Origin of the sequence: Marinobacter lipolyticus (assembly GCF_018424605.1) — a bacterium.
GTDB classification, from domain to species: Bacteria; Pseudomonadota; Gammaproteobacteria; order Pseudomonadales; family Oleiphilaceae; genus Marinobacter; species Marinobacter lipolyticus_B.
This window is the reverse complement of record NZ_QTKT01000010.1, coordinates 67903-86823: the sequence shown is the minus strand read 5'-3', so window position 1 is coordinate 86823 and position 18921 is coordinate 67903. Positions and strand designations below refer to the sequence as shown.

Sequence of the window (18921 nt, the reverse complement as noted above, 5' to 3'; positions counted from 1 at the left end):
CGGAGCGAACCACCATGTTCTACACCACTGCGGCTGCTCTGGCCGTCGCCCTTATACTGTTTACCTGGCTTGGCGTGCGGGCAAGGCTGGCAGACGGCGGCCTCGACGATTTCGTCACCGCGCGCAACAGCCAGGGTGCCACAGCACTGGGGCTCAGCTTTCTGGCGTCCGGCATGGGAGGGTGGATTCTGTTCGCGCCGCCGGAAGTCGGCGCACTGGTGGGCCCGCTGGCATTGGCGGGGTACGCTGTTGGCGCCGCCCTGCCCTTCATTGTCTTTGCCGCCTGCGGGCCGGCGATTCGTCGCTTGCTTCCCCGGGGCCGCAGCATTGGTGAATTCGCCCAGGCCTGCTACGGAAACGCCGTTCGCCGTTACGTATCCGTTATCTCGGTTCTCTATATGCTCTGCTTCCTGACCGCCGAGCTGACCGCCATCGGTGCCATCACCTCACTGCTGTCAACCATTAACGGCAATCTGGTGGTGGTGGGTATTGCCATCGCCACGCTTATCTACACCGCCTGGGGCGGTCTCCGCGCCAGCTTGATCACAGACCAGTGGCAGGCGTTCCTGCTGATCGCATTGCTGGTGATGGTCGGCGTGGTGGCCACCCAGCGCCTGCCAGAGATCAGCATTGAGCATGCAGCCAACACGCCCGTTGGCAGTGCGCTGAGTGTGGCCCTCACACTGGTGATTGCCGTGACGGCCGCCAATCTGTTCCACCAGGGCTACTGGCAACGACTGTGGTCCGCGCGGGACGCCTCTGCACTGCAGCGAGGCGCCTTTCTCGGCGGCATCATCACCATTGCCGCTGTCGCCCTGGTGGGCTCACTGGGGATTGCCGCCGCCATGAGCGGGACCGATCTGGGCTCGCCCCCGATACCCTTCTTCGCCATGCTCGCCGGTGCGCCGGCGTGGCTGACCATTCCCGCTCTGGTACTGGCACTGACACTGGTGGCCTCGTCAGTCGACACCCTGCAGAACGCCCTCGCCTCCCTCGCGGTGACTGAAAAAGCCGGGATGTCACTCACCTCTGCCCGCTGGCTTACCGTACTACTGATGATTCCCGTGGTGCTGGTCGCGCTGCAGGGCATCTCTGTGCTCAGGCTGTTCCTGATCGCGGACCTGCTATGCGCCACCGCGGTGATCCCGGTTCTGATGGGGCTCTGGCAGCGGATGTCGACTATCGCCGCCGTTGGCGGCGGCCTCGCCGGCCTGCTGGGTGCCATTCTGCCAGGGTGGATCAGTGCCGGTTCGCTGAGCGCAGGGCTTCACGCCGCCAGCTTCCCCGGCGCCATTCCAACCCTTGCACCGTTCCTTGGCGCACTGGTTTGCTCGGCTGTGGTAAGTGTATTGCTGGCCCTGGTGGCCAGTCGACGCCCGTCTTAACGAACCTGGTGAGACTCACCTGAAACCTGGAACTGGCCGGTCAGGCGCTGCAGTTTGCGGGCAGCGACCCGGGTCTGCTCGGAACTGCCGGTGAGTTCCTCGATTACCCGGTTCATGACTGCCGCGCTCTCCGCCACTCCTGACGTCTGGCTGCTTTGCTGGCGGTTGGTGATGGCAATGCCAGTGATGGCCCGGAACAATTTCTCCACCATATGGTGCAGCGCCGAGTTATCATCCGCTGCCGCCTCGGCCTTCTGCAGCCGCGCCTCCATTTCTGACATGCCGTCTTCCATCGTGGCGACGGCGCGGCGCGTCTCCTCCTGCACCCGTTGCAACCGCTCACCGATCTCTTCGGTCGCACTGGCGGTCCTGCCCGCCAAATTGCGCACCTCATCCGCCACCACGGCAAAGCCGCGACCCGACTCACCGGCACGCGCCGCTTCAATGGCGGCGTTCAACGCCAGCAGATTGGTTTGCGCCGCGATATCGTTGATCACCAGCGCCGTTTTACTGATTTCCTCGGTGCGCTCGTTCGCCGCCCGAATACTCTCGGCCGACCGGTTAATCACGTCACGGATACCCTGAGTTTCCTGACTGACCCGGGCAAACTGCTCCCGCGAGCGGGTAACCACCTCTTCCATGCCTGCCCGCATTTCCTGAGCCGTTGTCGAGGCATTACTGATTTCATTTTCCTGCAGGTTGGCGCCTTCGAGCATCTCGGAAATGTCAGTCAACACCGCCCGGATGCGCTCATCCGCCAGCCGGTTCTGAGCCATCAGATGCTCACTGGCGACACCGGAATCCCGGGCCAGGGAAATGACCTGGCCCACCATGCCATCGAGACTGTCGATAAAACTGTTGGTCCATCGGGCCAGATCGCCGGTTTCGTCACGCCGCATTCGCGACAGATCCATCCTCTGGCGCAGATTACCGCCACCCTCGGCAATGTTACGGATAACGTCGGCCATGGTGGCCAGGTTGGTGGCCAGCGGTTTTGCCGTGGTGGCGCGAAACAGCCACACCATCAGCAACGCTGCCAGCGCGGTGGTGGCGCCCTCCAGCCACAATGGCACGCCGCTCCAGGCCATGGACAGATTGACGCCCCACAGCAACAGCACCAGCAGCGCCAGCCGCACGGACACGCGGTAGGAAACCGAACGGCGGCGGTAAACCTCTTCCAGGTCCCCCTCGCACATCATGCCCCAGCGGTCCGGGGAGCCCGGCATCTGGAAGGTCACACCCTTGCCGATCACCGGTATGTGGCGGTAATCCGAGTATCCCGGGTATTTAACATAGAGGTTTTCACCCCGGGCAATGGTCTCACGCACACCGGGATGCAGTTGCCCGGTCGCCGGGTCGGTAAACCGGATTTCGAATTCGGTGTGATCGCGGATTCCCACTGTTCCGAACCCGGTGCGGATGCCGTCCTTCAGATTGTCGCCGTGGCTGAAAGTGGCATCTTCAAAGCGGGATCGTGACAGCGCGGTCCCTGGCAGTATGGAAGAATCAAAACGGCTCTCCACCATGAACAGGTAATTATCACCGGACTCTTCGAAAATATGGCCGGCTTCGCGCTGGATCAGGTCGCTGAGTACGTCATTGGGCACCCGCGCACACACCGCCGCCTTGCCGCCTTCCAGCACCACCGGCTGGTAGAACATCAGCGTGACATCGTCGTGAAAGCGGGACGTGGTTCGCCCCAACTGGCGGGTAACCGGATCTTTATAGGGGCCGTGCAAGAGCGGAGAGGCCAGGCCACGTTTGACCGCCATAGCTGGCAGGTCCTGTGTACCTACACGCTGCCCGGCCGTGGAGGCGAGCACCTTGCCCTCGTCATTCACCACCAGCAGCTCCGAGATTTCCCGCAGGCGGCCGGACGAAGCCTGGAGAAGATCGTCCAGGCTGTCTGCACTGACCGAATCCATACGCTCCGCCAGGGACTGCAGAAACGACCACTTATGCTCGGCCCAGCCAATCAGCGCCTCCCGCCGGGTGCGCGCGATGCTTTCGAAGATCTGTTCGTTGGTGCTGTACATCCGGCGGTTAACGAAGCAGGACCACCCCATCCGGAGTTTGCCCGTCGTCCCCCACCAGGGTAACCAGCCTCGTTCTTTGCTGGTCAGATTCATGGAATCGCTAATCAGTGTCATGCCGCGTTGTCCTTCTGTTCCGTACATCCCGGTTGCGAATCAGGCACTGACCTGGTGCAACCGGACCGGTCAAACGGACATTTGCAAACATCGGGCCGTCGGCGGGGGCCCCACGGTTATCGTGACCCGGGCCAGCGATCACGGGTTCAAACCGGGCACACTGCCGCCACAGCGAAGTTGTCAATGCACCACCTTGGTGCGAGGCTGATCAATCTGCCATCAGCCGCGCACTGATACCGGTCGCTACCGGCACGAGGCGTCGCGGCAATGTGCGGGCAGTCACTTTCCGGCCACTCGCCTGCGGGTTCCGGTCGTTCGCCCCAATCAACGGGGGTATACTCGAGACCATCAATGCATGGATGTGCCAGGGAACGACCAGATCATGAAAGCAGAACAGACGGATTACGACGTTGTCGTCGTGGGCGGCGGCGTCAATGGGACCGGGATTGCGATGGATGCCGCCGGTCGCGGACTGAACGTACTGTTATGCGAGATGAACGATCTCGCCTCGGCCACATCCTCCAACAGCAGCAAGCTCATCCACGGTGGTCTGCGCTACCTGGAGCATTACGAATTCCGCCTGGTGCGGGAGGCGCTGGCCGAGCGCGAATCACTGCTGAGAAACTCCCCCCACATCATGTGGCCCATGCGTTTCCGGCTGCCCTACCGGGCTCATCTCCGGCCAGCGTGGATGATTCGCGCCGGTCTGTTTCTGTACGACCACCTGGCCAAGCGGGAACTGCTGCCCGGCTCGCGGTCGATCCGTTTCGATAGCGGCGGCCCGCTGAAGCCGGAGATTACCCGCGGGTTTGAGTATTCCGATGGTTGGGTGGACGACGCGCGGCTGGTGGTGCTGACGGCTCTGAAAGCACAGGCCAGTGGTGCGACTGTGCTCACCCGCACCAAGTGTGTCGGTGCGTCGCGGGGCAGCAATCTGTGGACCGTCACGCTGGAAAACACCGTTGATGGCTCGACCCGCACGGTAACCGCAAAAACCATTGTCAACGCCTCTGGCCCCTGGGTCAGCCGGCTGTTCAGTGAAACCCTGGCGATGCCCTCCCCCAAGGCCATCCGGATGGTCAAAGGCAGCCATATTGTGGTGCCCAGGCTCAACAAGGGCACCGAAGCCTATATTCTGCAGAACGGCGACGGCCGTATCGTGTTCGTGATTCCCTACGAGGATACCTTCTCGCTGATCGGCACCACCGACGTGGAATATGAGGGAGACCCTCAGAAGGCAAGGATCTCGCCAGAAGAAACCCGCTATCTGATCGACATCGTTAATGACCATTTCCGGAAGCAGCTGTCGGAAGACGATGTGGTCTGGTCCTATTCCGGTGTCCGCCCGCTGATGGATGACGAACAGCAACCCGCGCAGAAGGCCAGCAGAGACTACGCCTTCGAAGTGGATGCAGCGGCCGGTAAGGCGCCCCTGATTTCGGTGTTTGGCGGCAAGATCACCACCTATCGAAAACTGGCCGAGGCCGCTACGGAAAAGCTGTGTCAGTTCTTCCCGTCAGCGGGTGGGCCCTGGACGCGACAGGCGGTGTTGCCCGGGGGAGATTTCACCGACCACGGCTCACTGACCACAGAGCTCCAAGCCCGCTGGCCCTGGCTCCCCGAGAGTTTGCTGAGCCGGTACGTGCGGACCTATGGCACGCGCACCCAGAACGTGATTGGCCAGGCCCGCACCCTCGACGACCTGGGGCCGTGCTTCACCGGAAACCTCTATCGCAGGGAAGTGGACTACCTGATGGCCGAAGAGTGGGCAATGACAGCCGACGATATCCTGTGGCGGAGAACCAAGCAGGGTCTGTACGCAACGGATGAGCAGGTGCGTGAGCTGTCGTCCTATATCGCGCTCAGGGTCGCAGGATGCACCCAATCCGCCGCTGCAGTGTCGGAATGATTTGCTGCTCAAACCAGGGATTTTTCCGCAGCCAGAGGTTGTTGCGCGGGCTGGGGTGAGGCAGCGGCAGCATGACCGGCCACACGCTCCGCCAGTTCCGCACGTTATCCGTGACCGACCGCCTCGCCCCGGGCAGATGCCAGGCGTGGGCGTACTGGCCGATTACCAGCGTCAGCTCAATGTTGGTCAGCCGGGCCAACAGAGCCTCACGCCACGCCGGTGCGCATTCCGGCCGTGGCGGCAGGTCGCCGGATTTGCCGGTGCCGGGGTAGCAGAACCCCATAGGCAGAATCGCCAGTTCGCTTTCGTCATAAAAGGTGTCGCGGGTAACGCCCATCCAGCTTCGCAACCGGTCGCCACTGGGGTCATTGAAGGGTAATCCGGTTTCGTGAACGCGGCGACCTGGCGCCTGACCCACCACCAGAATCCGCGACGTCTCACTCAGCTGCACCACTGGTCGCGGCCCCAGCGGCAAGTGCTCGGCACACAGGGTACAGCGGCGAACCCGTGCCACCAGTTCATCGAATGACAGCGATGCAAAGGTTTCATTCATGGAACCACTCTCCCGCCTGATGAGCCATTGCATATCCCGGAGTTTGTCGTAACCTTAGGACCCATTCCCGGTTTTAACCAGCCGTTTGCCGACCCGCAACAGGACCCGCACCATGAACGCCAAGACCGACGTCAGTCCAGAGACCACCATCGACGAATTCAGGAAAGTGGTGCGCAGCCGACGCTCCGTCCGCCGATTCACCGACGAAGCCATCCCCGATGCCGTCCTCGATGACTGCCTGGAACTGGCCACGCTGGCCCCGAATTCCAGTAACCTGCAGCCATGGGAGTTCTATGTGGTGCGTTCCTCCGAACTGCGAGGCAAACTGGCGCATGCCTGCCTTAACCAGAACGCCGCCAGAACCGCCCCGGTTCTGATCGCTATTGTGGCGCGGCCAGACACCTGGCGAGACCATGCGCGCCAGGCCCTGCAGGAGTGGCCGGAGACCAGGTTGCCGGGCATCGTCGAAAAATACTACACCCGCATCGCGCCGATTCATTACAACCAGGGCCCGTTCGGCGTGCTCGGACTCGCCAAGAAAACCGCGGGGCTGTTCGTTGGCCTGACCCGGCCGGTTCCACGCGGCCCCTACTCACCGTCGGAGATGAAAATCTGGGCCACGAAGTCCACCGCGCTTGCGGCCCAGAACCTTATGCTCGCGTTGAGGGCCCATGGTTTCGATTCATGCCCGATGGAGGGGTTCGATGACTGGCGGGTGCGCAAACTGCTGAAAGTGCCACGCAAGGGGCTGGTGGTCATGGTGCTGGCGGCCGGCCGACGCGCCGACAACGGTGTCTACAATCAGCAGTACCGTTTCGACAAACGTCAGCTGGTGCATTATCTCTGAGCGATGTGGCCTTTGCGGGCCTTCTTGACCGCGTACATGGCGTCATCCGCCCTTGCCAGCAGGGCATCCGGATCACTCTCACCCGCGCGGCTGATCACAGCGCCAATGCTCGGGCCCGCGTAATCCAGTGCCATTTCGGGCAGGTCAAAGCGCCCCCGGGTCACCGAGCGTAGCCGGTCAGCAAAGGCCTCCAGTCCCGATTGACCATCCTCTGGCCTGGTCGAAGAGAGCACAACGAATTCGTCCCCGCCGTATCGGCTGACCAGATCGCCGGAGCGCGAAGCGCCCCGCAATGAACCGGCGATGCTTTGTAGAAACTGATCGCCTACGTCGTGACCGTGCTGGTCATTAATCTGCTTGAAGCCATCAAGATCGATGAAGGCAACGTAGACTTTGCCCCCATTTCGCTGGGCTGCCGCCAGCATCCGCGCGAGCTCCTCCACCAGATATCGACGATTGGCCAGCCCGGTCAGGGGATCATGAAGGGCGTAAACCGACAGCTCCTGGTTGGCCCGCTCAAGCTGGGTCAGAAACTCCACCCGCTCCGCTAACAAAGACAGGTAATTTGAACAGCTGATCACAACCTGCCCATCATTATCCAACTCGCCCGCGCAATCAACGGCCACCAGTAGGATGCCTCCCTTGCGCCCCGCCGGCACTTCCACGCTGACCAGTGCAACCACCGACTGGCTGGACAGATCCACCTCTGAGATACCGGCGGCCAGTGTCGCCGGGTCGGCGTAGGCACTGACAAACGGATCGGGATGCGCGCTGTCGAACAGGGCATCCGTTAACGGCACCAGCTCATGCGCCTCTTTGGCCAGTGTCATCCAGCCCGTATCCAGCTCCCGCACGGCACGAAGACTTTCACCCTGCAGAACAAACGGGACGGCATGATCCCATCCTCCCTGTGTCTGCAGCAACGAGGCCGATTCGGTAAGCGCGGAAGCCAGGTCCTCGGCACGAAAGCACAGTTCACCGATTGACGAGATCAACGCCAGTGACTCCATCCTTTCCTCGGCACGACTGGCTCGCAAAATAGACGCCTTGGCGGCGGCATCACGGGCAATCTGGTAGGCAATCAACTCGGAACAGAGCTTGAGTACACCGAAGGTCTCGTGGTCCACCTCTTTCGACTCGCTGCTGGCACCGCACAGGGTTCCGTAAATACTGCCATCCAGCTTCTTTACCGGCACCGTCAGATAGGTTTGCAGGCCAAGCTCGCGAGCTGCCGACGAATCGCCCCAGACCTCGGACACGTTACCGGTAAAAAAGGTCTCTTCTTCCATTGCGCGCTTGCACAGCGTGTCAAACCATTCAACCGTCAACCCCTCGGGCATATTCAGGCCCCCCGAGTTCTGGGAATAAAGAATGGTCTGTATCCCCTGTGATTCGTCGATGATGGTGAGATAGGTGGATTCCAGGCCGGTAATGCGCTGTAACAGCATCAGAATGGGGCGGGCGAGCTGTTCGAGATTTTCTGCGCCGGACAATGACCGGGCGAAGTGGGAAAGTAACAAATCCATGCCGAGGTAAAACTGCCGGTTACGGTGGATGGCAGGCGAGCCAGTGCTCTGGCCCGGCCTCTTTATGTGCAGAGTAGACCTTTCCGCCTGCCAAGGCCAGTCTCATCAGGCCTACACTTCAGGGTTGATCAGCGCCTGCGCCGCCCCCAGGAGGCCGGTGCAGGGTTCAGTGACCACGTACACGGGGGTGGAGACCATCACGGATGTCATCCGGCCCTTGGCTTCAAAACCGGCCTGGAACGGGCTTGCGAGAAAAAACTGCAAGATGCGGGGCAGGATGCCGCCACACAGGTAAACTCCGCCGGCGCTGCCAAGCGTCAGCGAAGCGTTGCCCGCCACCCGGCCAAGAATCCCGCAAAAGTGTTGCAAGGTCTGTTCCGCCAGAGCATCGGCATGGCCCAGTGCCGCCTCGGTGATCTGTTCCGGGGCCTTGAAGGGAGCCGGCAATCCCTGAATGTCGGCGTGGGCCTGATACAGGTTCAGCAAACCCGACCCACAAAGGATCCGCTCGACCGATACCCGACCGTAGCGGAGGGTCAGCAGACGCAGAATGGCGATTTCGGTGTCATCCACCGGTGCAAAATCAACATGTCCGCCCTCTGTCCTCAACGGCACCCAGCCCTGCCTTGTGGGCACCAGTCCGGAAACCCCCAGGCCAGTTCCCGGGCCCATCACCAGGCGCGGGCGCCCGGGATCACCGGGGCCGCCGCAAACGTGAACCAGTCGGGCTGCGTCTACCTGAGGCACACCAAGGGCCATGGCTGTGAAATCGTTAACGATCTTCAGAGACCGCCACTGGAACCGGCGGCGCAGGTCGTCGCGATCGAAACACAAGTGATTGTTGGTCAGCTGCACCCGGTTGCCGCGATCCGACGAGGCAACCGCCAGACAGGCCTCGGTAACCGCGTCAACGCCCACCTCATGCAGATAGTCACCGATGGCACCCGTCAGGTCAGTGTAATCACCGCACGGTCGCACCTGCACGGATTCAAGGCCGGCCTGCCCCCGCCTGACCAGTGCGAAGCGGGCATTGGTGCCGCCAATATCGCCAACCAACGCGTAGCCATCGCGGCTCATGCGTCGTGGTTCCAGAAAAAACCGGCGCCCTCTTCCGGACTGCTGGCGGACCGGCGCATCCAGCCAAACAGCTCTCGACCGTAGCCTTGATGACGAAGTGCCAGATCGGGAACTCGCACCTCACGGGCCGCCAGTTCCTGTTCTTCCAGCAGTACCTGCAGCTCCCCGTTGCCGGCATCGACGCGCACCACATCGCCATCCCGTACCCGCGCCAGCGGGCCTCCATCCAGTGCCTCCGGATACACGTGAATGGCCGCCGGCACCTTGCCGGATGCCCCGGACATTCGCCCGTCGGTCACCAGCGCCACGCGGAAACCCCGGTCCTGCAGCACCCCCAGATACGGGGTGAGCTTGTGCAACTCCGGCATGCCATTGGCTTTCGGGCCCTGGTAACGCACAACCACCACGCAGTCACGATCCAGCGCCCCGGACTCGAACGCTTCCTTCAGGTCGTTCTGGTCATTGAAAACCACGGCCGGCGCCTCAACCCGGTGGTGCTCGGGAGCCACCGCCGACACCTTGATCACCCCGCGCCCGAGGTTGCCCTCCAGCACTTTCAGGCCACCATCGGCTGCGAAGGGCCGAGAGGCGGAACTGAGCACCTCCGGGCGGAGACTGGCCTCCGGCGCGGGAGACCACACCAGTTCCTCGTTCTCCAGAGACGGCATGCGGGTATACGCCTCAAGCCCGGCTCCCATCACGGTCTGCACATCATCGTGCAGATAGCCACCATCCAGCAGTTCGCGGATCAGAAACGGGGTGCCGCCCGCTTCATGGAAGGCGTTGATATCTTCCTGCCCATTGGGGTAAATGCGGGTCATGGAGGGGACCACCGCCGAGAGTTCGGCGTAATCGTTCCAGTCAATCAATATTCCGGCCGCGCGGGCAATCGCGATCCAGTGAATGGTGTGATTGGTGGAGCCACCTGTCACCAGCAACGCCACCAGGGCATTCACAATGGCTTTTTCATCCACCATGTCGCCCAGCCCCAGCTTGCCGCCGTTTGGCCGTGACAGACGAATCACCTGCTCGGTCGCGGCCCGCGTCAGCTGATCGCGCAGCGGCGTGCCGGGATTGACGAAGGCCGCCCCGGGCAGATGCAGCCCCATCACCTCCACCAACAACTGATTGCTGTTGGCGGTGCCGTAGAACGTGCAGGTACCGGGGCTGTGGTAGGACTTGCTCTCGGCCTCGAGCAGTTCGTCCCTGCCAATGCGTCCCTCGGCATACAGCTGGCGGATACGCTGCTTTTCCTTGTTGGGCAAACCGGAAGGCATCGGCCCGGCGGGCACCAGCACCGTCGGCAGGTAGCCGAAACTCAGAGAACCAATCAGTAGTCCCGGCACGATCTTGTCACAAATGCCCAGCAACAGCGTGGCATCGAACATGTTGTGGCTCAGCGCCACCGCCGTGCTCATTGCAATGACGTCGCGGGAGAACAGGCTCAGCTCCATACCCGGCTGGCCCTGGGTCACACCGTCACACATGGCTGGCGTTCCGCCGGCAAATTGCGCCACCGAGCCCATGCCCCGGGCGGCTTCGCGAATAATGTCCGGAAACCCGTGATAGGGATGGTGGGCTGACAACATGTCGTTGTAGGCAGAGACAATGGCCACATTGGCCTGGTTCATGAACTTCAGCGTGTTCTTGTCGGACGGGCCGCAGGCGGCGAACCCGTGTGCCAGGTTGCCACAAGACAACGTACTGCGATGGGGCGACTGCGCTTTCAATGCCTCCATCCTGCCCAGATAGTCCTGACGACTGGCTCGGCTGCGCTCAGTGATTCTGCGTGTTACCTGGTCAATCACGGGGTGCATGCGGCATTCTCCCTGCTCAGTAGTTTATCCTGGCTAGCGAAGTAACTTTACGTTCTTTCTCAGTGGCTTTCACGCCATACTCGTGCATTCATCGCGACTATCTTGATACATTTACTACATCACTGGCCCATCGACCGGGGCTCGTCCGTCATGAAAAGGTCATGACGTGATACCATAATCAATGCCGGCAGCGGCCACTCCGCGGGCTGTTCATACAGTAACAACGGACTTTGCAGAAGGACATTCAAATCATGCTCAGGCGTACCAAGATTGTCGCCACCCTTGGCCCCGCTACGGACTCCCCGGAGTCACTGGCCGCTATCATTGCTGCAGGGGTTGATGTCACCAGACTGAACTTCTCTCACGGGAGCGCCGAAGAGCATATTGAGCGGGCCCGACGGGTAAGGGAATCAGCCTCCGCCCAGGGACGCTTCGTCGCCCTTCTGGCCGATCTGCAAGGACCGAAGCTGCGCATCGCCCGATTCCGCGACAACAAGGTCACCCTGAAAGCGGGACAGGAATTCGTGCTGGACGCCGACATGGACAAGGAACAGGGTGATGAAACCCGCGTCGGTATCGATTACGAACAACTGATCAATGACGTCGGCACCGGCGACATTCTTGTGCTCGACGACGGCCGCATCGAGATGGAGGTCACCGGCGTTGAAAACAAACGCATAACCTCGCGGGTACTGATTGGCGGCCCGCTGTCGAACAACAAGGGCCTCAACAAGCGCGGCGGCGGACTGTCGGCGGAAGCGCTGACCGAAAAGGACAAACGGGATATCGTAACGGCGGCGCGTCTCGGTGCCGATTACGTTGCCGTGTCGTTTGTGCGAACCGCCGAAGATATGCACACCGCGCGCCGCCTGCTGAACGAGGCCGGCTCCGAAGCCCGCCTCGTCGCCAAAATCGAACGCGCTGAACTGGCCCATGATACCGCCGCTCTGGATGCCGTCATCGAAGCCTCGGATGCGGTGATGGTTGCCCGCGGTGACCTGGCCGTGGAAATAGGCGATGCCGAACTGGTTGGCGTGCAGAAACACATCATTCAACGATCCCGGGTGCTGAACAAAGTGGTGATCACCGCCACCCAGATGATGGAATCGATGATAGACAACCCCATGCCCACCCGGGCTGAGGTATCCGACGTCGCCAACGCGGTGATGGACTATACCGATGCGGTGATGCTGTCGGCCGAAACCGCCGTGGGCGACTATCCGAAAGAAGCCGTGGAAGCCATGGTGCGCATCTGTCTCGGTGCCGAAAAACACCCGTCCATGCACCAGTCCAAACACCGCATCCACGAGAGTATGACACTGGTGGACGAAGCCATTGCGCTGTCGGCCATGTACGCCGCCAATCACCTTGATGGAGTGACGGCCATCATCTGCATGACCGAGACCGGCGCCACGCCCCTGCTGATGTCGCGCATTAAATCGAGCCTGCCGATCTTTGCGTTCTCGCGGCACCACTCCACTCAGCACCGGGTCGCGCTGTTTCGGGGCGTGCAGACGGTGCCTTTCGACTCCGCCAAGATTCCCAACGAGCGCACCAACGCACTGGCGGTGTCAGAGCTGAGGAATCGCGGCGTAGTCAGTGAGGGCGATCTGATCGTCATGACCAAGGGCGATTACGTGAACGCCCAGGGCGGCACCAACACCATGAAGATTGTCCGCGTGGGCAAAGACATCCGCTGACCCTGGCCCTGCCCGCCGCTGGCGGGCTCGCATCAGTTTTCGACCTGCAGATCCGCCAGACTGTCCTGTACCACCCTGGAGATGGCATCCCAGTCTTTCGCGGCAACTGCCGCCTCCGGCATCAACCAGGTGCCGCCGACCGCCGAGACATTGGCCAGTGCCAGAAAGTCTCTGGCGGTCGTACGGCGGATACCGCCGGTCGGGCAGAAGCTGACATCCGGGAACGGGCTGGCAAACGCCTTGAGGGCGGGAATACCACCGGACACCTCTGCCGGAAAGAACTTGAACTCCCGGTAGCCCAGGCTGTAGCCCAGCATCAGCTCGGAGATGGTTGATATGCCGGGCAGCAACGGTGCCTCGGAGGTCAGGCCGAACTCCAGCAACGCCTCGGTAACACCGGGGGTAATGACAAACTGGGCGCCGGCGGCCTCTACCTCCCGATACTGGGCCACGCCCGTCACCGTTCCGGCACCGACCCAGACGTCCGGGAGCGCCTGCCGCACGCGCTCGATAGCCCGGACACCGTGCCGGGTTCGCAAGGTGATTTCCAGCACCCGAAGACCACCCTTCACCAGCGCCTGGCAGAGCGGCACCGCATCGTCCGGGTCGTTAATGGTAATGACCGGAATCAGCGGCGAGGCCGCGAGCACCGCGCGCACACGGTCCCGGTGAAAATCAGACAGTTGGTTCATCGCCTTCTCCAGAAGAATGGGCCTCGTCAGGGACTCCAGAAAATCTGCAGGCCGGCCTTCAGAAAAGCACGGACCGGCATGGCAGACAATTCAGCGGGATGCGCCAGCGCAGTACGAAGGGTGACCAGCTTGTCCGCGCCCTTGATATGCAGCGCAGTAAACCGCGCGTTACACAACACCGGCCAGGTCAGCGTGATCCGCGCCCGATCCTGGGAGGGCGGCGTCATGGCCGCCACCGGATCCGGGCAAGCCGGGTCCATTGCAACACTCAGCTCGGGCGCATCCGGAAACCATGACGCGGTGTGACCGTCGCTACCCATGCCCAGCACAAGCACATCCACCGGCGTCCTCAGCCGTGCAAGCCCGGCCTTGACCGCATCAAGGCCCTGTGCCGGCGTTTCCCCTTCCTGCTTGAGCGGCAGGAAACAGGCCGCTGCCGCTCGGTTCCGCAGCAACGACGACTTCACCAGCCCGGCATTGCTGGCCGGGTCCGGCTCGTCGACCCAGCGCTCATCCGCCAGCGTGACTATGACCCGCGCCCAGTCAAGCTCCTTGCGGGACAGCGCGGCGAAAAACGGCCGCGGGGTTGAGCCGCCGGAAACCACCAGTGTGGCCTCTGCCGCTTCTGCGAGTCGCCGGCGCAGCGCGTCCGCCACCGTGTCCGCCAGTTCTTCCGCAACCTGTTGGGGATTCTCGCCAAATCTGGCCGTCACCCCGGGCGGCAGCGCAATGTCAGGCATCTTCATACCAACTCCTGCCGTCACGGGTAATCATCGCAATGGCGGCCACCGGTCCCCAGGTTCCGGCGGCGTATCGCTTGGGAGATTCGCCACTGTCGTTCCAGTTGGCAATGACCTGATCCACCCAGCGCCAGGCGTGCTCGACTTCGTCCCGGCGCACAAACAGATACTGGTTGCCTTTCATCACTTCCCACAACAGCCGCTCATAGGCGTCGGGGATGCGGTCGGTATCGAAGGTTTCCGAGAAAGTGAGTTCCAGAGGCCCCTGCCGCAGCCGCATGCCCTTGTCCAGCCCCTGATCCTTGGTGAGTATTTTCAGCGACATGCCTTCATCCGGCTGCAGCCGGATGATCAGCTTGTTGTTGGCGAGGTGCTTCTGATCGGGATCAAAAATGTAATGGGGTGCCGGTTTGAAGTGGATGATAATCTGCGAGAGTTTTTCCGGTAGCCGCTTACCGGTGCGGATGTAGAATGGCACGCCGGACCACCGCCAGTTTTCGATCTCCGCTTTGAGTGCCACGAAGGTCTCTGTGGCGCTGCCCTTGTTGGCGCCCTCCTCTTCCAGGTACCCAGGCACCGGTTTGCCGTTACTGGTGCCCGCCGTGTACTGGCCCCGGACCACGTGACTTTCCATCAGATCGGGCGTGATTTCCCGCAGGGCTTTCAGCACCTTCACCTTTTCGTCACGAATGCTGTCTGCCGACAGGTCCGATGGCGGATCCATTGCGATCAGACACAGCAACTGCAGCAGATGATTCTGGATCATGTCGCGAATCTGACCGGCTTTGTCGAAATACCCCCAGCGACCTTCGATGCCAACACTTTCGGCGACCGTGATTTCCACGTGTGAAATATGATTCTGATCCCATTGCGAGGCAAACAGGTTGTTGGCGAAGCGAAGGGCGATCAGGTTTTGCACCGTCTCCTTGCCAAGGTAGTGATCGATGCGGAACAACTGGTTTTCGCGGTACACCTCCCCCAGCTCATCGTTGATCACCTGGGACGACGCCAGGTCATGACCAATGGGCTTCTCCACGACCACCCGGGTCTTGCTCGAACAGCAATTGGCGGCGCGGAGATTGCGCGCAATCACACCGTACATGGACGGCGGCGCCGCCAGGTACACAATCAGATTACTGTCCGGGGCGCCACGCCAGCTGTTCAGTGACTGATAGCCATCGGCGTCGGTGAAATCCAGGTACAGGTAGTCAACCCGCTGCAGAAACCTGCGCAGCAGGACCTCATCACATTCTTCCGGCTTGATGTACTCCCTGAGCTTCTTGTCGAGTAACCGGCGCAACTCTCCGGTGTCTATGCTGTCCCGGGCAATCGCCAGAATCCGGCTGCCCTGATCAAGCAGGCCGGAGCGATCGAGCTGGTAAAGCGCCGGGAAAAGCTTGCGCTGCGCCAGATCGCCCAGCGCCCCGAACAGCATCAGATCGGACTGGGTGTAGTTACTCTTAGCCATAGTTTCCTTCTCGCGCAGCAACACGTCATGTAGTAACTTTTACCAAATAATGACACTTAAAATGGGCAAACCCAAGAGCCTGTTCGGAGCTGTGACATTTTTACTACCACAGAATGGCCCTAAACCCGTTATAATGGCCGCACTTGGCACGAATACCCCGTCACACCGAACGCCTAAGCTGCAGGGAGTACCTTTTGATGGCCGCGAACCAGGCGAACCGCGACGACAACCTGATCGAAGACATACAGGCCCGGCTGGAGAACCTCAACAAATCCGAGCGCAAGGTCGCCGAAGCCATTCTGCGCGACCCGACGGCGGCGACTCGCTACAGCATTGCGGCACTGGCAAGGGCTGCCGATGTAAGCGAGCCGACGGTCAACCGGTTTTGTCGGGGCTTCTCCGCGACCGGCTTCCCCGACTTCAAGATTCGCCTGGCCCAGAGCATCGCCACCGGCACACCCTATATTGGCCAGAATGTCGAGCCGGACGACACCGTTGCCGAGTTCGCCGACAAGATCATGCTCAGCACCATTGCCAGCCTGGACAAGGCGCGTCAGGCGCTGGATCCGAAAGCCCTGGCCACTGCCATTGACTATCTGATACAGGCCAAGCAGATCAACTTCTTTGGCGTGGGCGGTTCGGCACCGGTGGCCCTGGACGCCCAGCACAAGTTTTTCCGTTTCAATATTCCCGTCATGTCCTACGATGATGCGCTGATGCAGCGGATGGTGGCCGCCGGCTCCGCGACAGGGGATGTCATTGTGGTGATCTCCTACACCGGTCGCACCCGGGAAACCGTCGACATCGCGAAGATCGCCAGGGCCAATGGCGCAACGGTGATCGGTATCACCAACCCGGATTCGCCCCTCGGCGACGCCTGCACGGTTGTTCTCGAAGTGACCGCTCCGGAGGACACCGAGGTCTACATGCCCATGTCGTCCCGCATCATCCACCTGACCGTGATCGACATCCTGGCGACCGGCGTCACCCTCAAACGGGGTGCGGACTTCCTGGGCCACCTGAAAAAAATCAAGGAAAGCCTTAAGCCGACGCGATTCCCGCTGGATTAATCCCTCCTTTCAGGATAGTCAATCCGCCATTCCTGTGAATACGGAAACGAAAAAGCCCGGCACAACGGCCGGGCTTTTTCTGTTCAACGTGCCAGCGATCTGGCAGCGCGAGCGCCTCAGGGGCGAGACACTTCCGCCCTTTCCCTCAGGTATTGCTGGTAGGCGGCGTATTCACGCTGACCTTCCATTGAGGAGAGGAACCCGGCCAGTTGCGCCAGCTCACCAGAGCCTTCAGCGATCTCACCCTCATTGACCTGATCCAGGGCAATCACCGCCACGCCCTCCGCGGTGAGCGCCTGACCGTAGCGAACGGCGCCGTCTTCCGGTCGCTCAAGCGAGAACGCAGTGGCAACGATCGGGCGGCTGACGTCGGCTGCGTTGCGGGACGCTTCCGTATATTCCTGCCACTCGCCGGCGTTCAGCTCACCGGCCTCGGCACCGGCTTCGAGTTCGGCAATCAGGGTATCGGCACGCTCTCTCAGCGCCTCACGGGTTTTCTGCGCCAGCAGTTCGGCACGGATATCCTCGCGCACCGCTTCCAGAGGCTGCTCCTCGGCCTCATAGTAGGTCTTTACCCGCGCCACCACGGACACATTGTCGCCAACATCGATCAGCTCCGTGTTGAACCGGTCATTCAGGACGTCTTCCGAGAACAGCTGACGCACCAGGCCCGCGTGATCGAACGGCGCCTGTCCGCCCTCACGGGTGACATTACTGGCCTCACGAATCTCCAGGCCCAGCTCTTCGGCAGGTGCGTTCAGATCGTCGGCCGCATAGGCGGAATCCGCCAGTTGCGTGCGCACCTCGGCAAACCGGGCCTCGGCCTGACGCTCCGCCAGTTCACGCCGCAGGTCGTCTTCCAGCTCGGCCAGCGTGGGCACCTCAGACTTGCGCACGTCCAACAACTTGATCAGGTGTACACCAAAGCTGGTATTAACGGGCTCTGACACCTCACCCTCATTCAGGGCGAACAGGGCTTCGTCAAAGGCTTCGCTGTACACACCGCGCCCGGCAAACCCGAGATCGCCGCCTTCCGATGCCGACATGGTATCGGCGGAGAATTCCTCAGCCAGCTCGGCAAAGGCCTCACCGTCTTCCAGACGCTGCTGAATCGTGGCGATCGTCTCAGACGCGTTGTCACCATCTTCTATCAGTATGTGCGCTGCCCGACGCTCCTCGGAGGCCATATCGGCGGCACGTTCGCTGTAATAGGCTTCAAGCTCTTCGGCACTGACTTCAATGGTCTCGGCCAGCGCTTCCTGGGAAAGGGCCAGGTATTCGGCATCCACTCGCTCCGGCAAGCGGTAATCTTCAAGGTTAGCCTGGTAATACTCACCGATCTCGGCATCACTCACTTCGATGCCCTCACGCACCGCGTCGGCAGCCACCGTCAACACGCGGAAGTTGCGAGTCTGGTTCTGGATACGCAGCAGCTGGGCAACATTTTCGTCGGTGACCACCGCACTCTGTACAATGCCCGCACGGATCTGGTTAACCACGTATTGCTTGCGCATGGCTTGGCGAAACTCTCCCACGCCCATGCCCATGTTGCGGATGGTGGCGACAAAGCGGTCGCTGTTGAAAGTTCCGTCGACCTGGAACTGCGGCATCTGGGTGATGAGCGAATCAATATCCTGCTCAGACAGCTCCAGCCCCTGGGCGTTTGCGTCCTGAATGAGCACCTGCTCCCGGATCAGGGACTCGAGCACATCCTGACGAATCTGATCTTCGTCGAGCAGAGACGGATCCGGGTTCTCCATTTGCGACAACCTGCGCTGCCCCTCCATCTGAACCACCCGCATGAACTCACGCTCGGTAATATCCTCGCCATTTACCGTAGCCACTTCAGGCTCACCGGAAAACCCACCAACAATGGCATCCATCCCCCAGATGGAAAGCGAAACGATCAACAGACCGATGATGACTTTGGCAATGGTGCCCTGGGCATTTTCCCGAATATCTTGAAGCATGGTTCTCCCGAATCCCT

Annotated in this window: 14 protein-coding genes; 5 read left to right on the top strand and 9 right to left on the bottom strand. The window is 61.3% G+C overall.

Annotated elements, in window-relative coordinates; genetic code table 11:
- Positions 1-14: 14 nt before the first annotated feature.
- Positions 15-1385, top strand: a complete 1371-nt coding sequence (locus tag DYI22_RS13845; RefSeq protein ID WP_213478679.1) for a sodium:solute symporter — start codon at positions 15-17, stop codon at positions 1383-1385.
- On the opposite strand, the gene DYI22_RS13840 is transcribed toward DYI22_RS13845, so the two are convergent.
- Positions 1382-3535 carry a methyl-accepting chemotaxis protein gene (locus DYI22_RS13840; RefSeq protein ID WP_213478678.1) on the bottom strand — a complete coding sequence of 718 codons (2154 nt, stop codon included), beginning with the start codon at positions 3533-3535 and terminating at the stop codon, positions 1382-1384. The genes DYI22_RS13845 and DYI22_RS13840 overlap by 4 nt on opposite strands.
- A 382-nt stretch (positions 3536-3917) precedes the next feature.
- On the opposite strand from DYI22_RS13840, the gene glpD reads away from it, so the two are divergent.
- The gene (gene glpD, locus DYI22_RS13835; RefSeq protein WP_213478677.1) at positions 3918-5444 is read left to right on the top strand and encodes a glycerol-3-phosphate dehydrogenase; all 1527 of its coding nucleotides are present in this window, start codon (positions 3918-3920) and stop codon (positions 5442-5444) included.
- Here the strand turns inward: glpD and DYI22_RS13830 are convergent.
- A complete protein-coding gene (locus tag DYI22_RS13830; RefSeq protein WP_213478676.1) occupies positions 5398-5997 on the bottom strand; it encodes a uracil-DNA glycosylase family protein in 600 nt (199 codons plus the stop codon). The genes glpD and DYI22_RS13830 overlap by 47 nt on opposite strands.
- 112 nt (positions 5998-6109) lie before the next feature.
- Between DYI22_RS13830 and DYI22_RS13825 the strand changes: the two genes are divergently transcribed.
- A complete protein-coding gene (locus DYI22_RS13825) occupies positions 6110-6844 on the top strand; it encodes a nitroreductase family protein (RefSeq protein ID WP_213478675.1) in 735 nt (244 codons plus the stop codon).
- Here DYI22_RS13825 and DYI22_RS13820 read toward each other — a convergent pair.
- From DYI22_RS13820 to edd, 3 genes are all read right to left on the bottom strand, one after another.
- Positions 6835-8370 carry a GGDEF domain-containing protein gene (locus DYI22_RS13820; RefSeq protein WP_213478674.1) on the bottom strand — a complete coding sequence of 512 codons (1536 nt, stop codon included), beginning with the start codon at positions 8368-8370 and terminating at the stop codon, positions 6835-6837. The two genes, DYI22_RS13825 and DYI22_RS13820, sit on opposite strands and share 10 nt — an antisense overlap.
- A 111-nt stretch (positions 8371-8481) precedes the next feature.
- Positions 8482-9447, bottom strand: coding sequence for a glucokinase (glk, locus tag DYI22_RS13815; protein ID WP_213478673.1), 966 nt, complete (start codon positions 9445-9447; stop codon positions 8482-8484).
- Complete coding sequence (gene edd / locus DYI22_RS13810) at positions 9444-11264, bottom strand: phosphogluconate dehydratase (RefSeq protein ID WP_213478672.1); 1821 nt, start codon at positions 11262-11264, stop codon at positions 9444-9446. Before edd ends, glk begins: the two co-directional genes overlap by 4 nt.
- A 251-nt stretch (positions 11265-11515) precedes the next feature.
- Here edd and pyk point away from each other — a divergent pair, with 251 nt between their 5' ends.
- Complete coding sequence (gene pyk / locus DYI22_RS13805) at positions 11516-12964, top strand: pyruvate kinase (protein ID WP_213478671.1); 1449 nt, start codon at positions 11516-11518, stop codon at positions 12962-12964.
- A 32-nt stretch (positions 12965-12996) separates the two neighbouring features.
- Here pyk and DYI22_RS13800 read toward each other — a convergent pair whose 3' ends face one another.
- From DYI22_RS13800 to zwf, 3 genes are read right to left on the bottom strand one after another with little or no spacing between them, the layout of a single operon-like run.
- Complete coding sequence (locus DYI22_RS13800) at positions 12997-13656, bottom strand: bifunctional 4-hydroxy-2-oxoglutarate aldolase/2-dehydro-3-deoxy-phosphogluconate aldolase (RefSeq protein ID WP_213478670.1); 660 nt, start codon at positions 13654-13656, stop codon at positions 12997-12999.
- Between the two features lie 26 nt (positions 13657-13682).
- Positions 13683-14402, bottom strand: coding sequence for a 6-phosphogluconolactonase (gene pgl / locus DYI22_RS13795; protein WP_228301037.1), 720 nt, complete (start codon positions 14400-14402; stop codon positions 13683-13685).
- Complete coding sequence (gene zwf / locus DYI22_RS13790) at positions 14389-15864, bottom strand: glucose-6-phosphate dehydrogenase (RefSeq protein WP_213478669.1); 1476 nt, start codon at positions 15862-15864, stop codon at positions 14389-14391. The genes pgl and zwf overlap by 14 nt, the downstream gene beginning before the upstream one ends.
- A 197-nt stretch (positions 15865-16061) precedes the next feature.
- On the opposite strand from zwf, the gene DYI22_RS13785 reads away from it, so the two are divergent.
- Positions 16062-16934 carry a MurR/RpiR family transcriptional regulator gene (locus tag DYI22_RS13785; protein WP_213478668.1) on the top strand — a complete coding sequence of 291 codons (873 nt, stop codon included), beginning with the start codon at positions 16062-16064 and terminating at the stop codon, positions 16932-16934.
- 116 nt (positions 16935-17050) lie between these two features.
- Here DYI22_RS13785 and DYI22_RS13780 read toward each other — a convergent pair whose 3' ends face one another.
- Entirely contained in the window at positions 17051-18904 is a 1854-nt protein-coding gene (locus DYI22_RS13780; RefSeq protein WP_213478667.1) for a SurA N-terminal domain-containing protein, read from the bottom strand.
- Positions 18905-18921 lie beyond the last annotated feature (17 nt).

What these genes read in the sequence shown, in the direction of transcription:
- DYI22_RS13785 (WP_213478668.1), top strand. Translation starts at nt 16,062, where the DNA reads ATGGCCGCGAACCAGGCGAACCGCGACGACAACCTGATCGAAGACATA.
- edd (WP_213478672.1), bottom strand. Translation starts at nt 11,264, where the DNA reads ATGCACCCCGTGATTGACCAGGTAACACGCAGAATCACTGAGCGCAGC.
- DYI22_RS13840 (WP_213478678.1), bottom strand. Translation starts at nt 3,535, where the DNA reads ATGACACTGATTAGCGATTCCATGAATCTGACCAGCAAAGAACGAGGC.
- DYI22_RS13800 (WP_213478670.1), bottom strand. Translation starts at nt 13,656, where the DNA reads ATGAACCAACTGTCTGATTTTCACCGGGACCGTGTGCGCGCGGTGCTC.
- glpD (WP_213478677.1), top strand. Translation starts at nt 3,918, where the DNA reads ATGAAAGCAGAACAGACGGATTACGACGTTGTCGTCGTGGGCGGCGGC.
- pgl (WP_228301037.1), bottom strand. Translation starts at nt 14,402, where the DNA reads ATGAAGATGCCTGACATTGCGCTGCCGCCCGGGGTGACGGCCAGATTT.
- DYI22_RS13845 (WP_213478679.1), top strand. Translation starts at nt 15, where the DNA reads ATGTTCTACACCACTGCGGCTGCTCTGGCCGTCGCCCTTATACTGTTT.
- DYI22_RS13780 (WP_213478667.1), bottom strand. Translation starts at nt 18,904, where the DNA reads ATGCTTCAAGATATTCGGGAAAATGCCCAGGGCACCATTGCCAAAGTC.
- glk (WP_213478673.1), bottom strand. Translation starts at nt 9,447, where the DNA reads ATGAGCCGCGATGGCTACGCGTTGGTTGGCGATATTGGCGGCACCAAT.
- DYI22_RS13825 (WP_213478675.1), top strand. Translation starts at nt 6,110, where the DNA reads ATGAACGCCAAGACCGACGTCAGTCCAGAGACCACCATCGACGAATTC.
- DYI22_RS13820 (WP_213478674.1), bottom strand. Translation starts at nt 8,370, where the DNA reads ATGGATTTGTTACTTTCCCACTTCGCCCGGTCATTGTCCGGCGCAGAA.
- zwf (WP_213478669.1), bottom strand. Translation starts at nt 15,864, where the DNA reads ATGGCTAAGAGTAACTACACCCAGTCCGATCTGATGCTGTTCGGGGCG.
- DYI22_RS13830 (WP_213478676.1), bottom strand. Translation starts at nt 5,997, where the DNA reads ATGAATGAAACCTTTGCATCGCTGTCATTCGATGAACTGGTGGCACGG.
- pyk (WP_213478671.1), top strand. Translation starts at nt 11,516, where the DNA reads ATGCTCAGGCGTACCAAGATTGTCGCCACCCTTGGCCCCGCTACGGAC.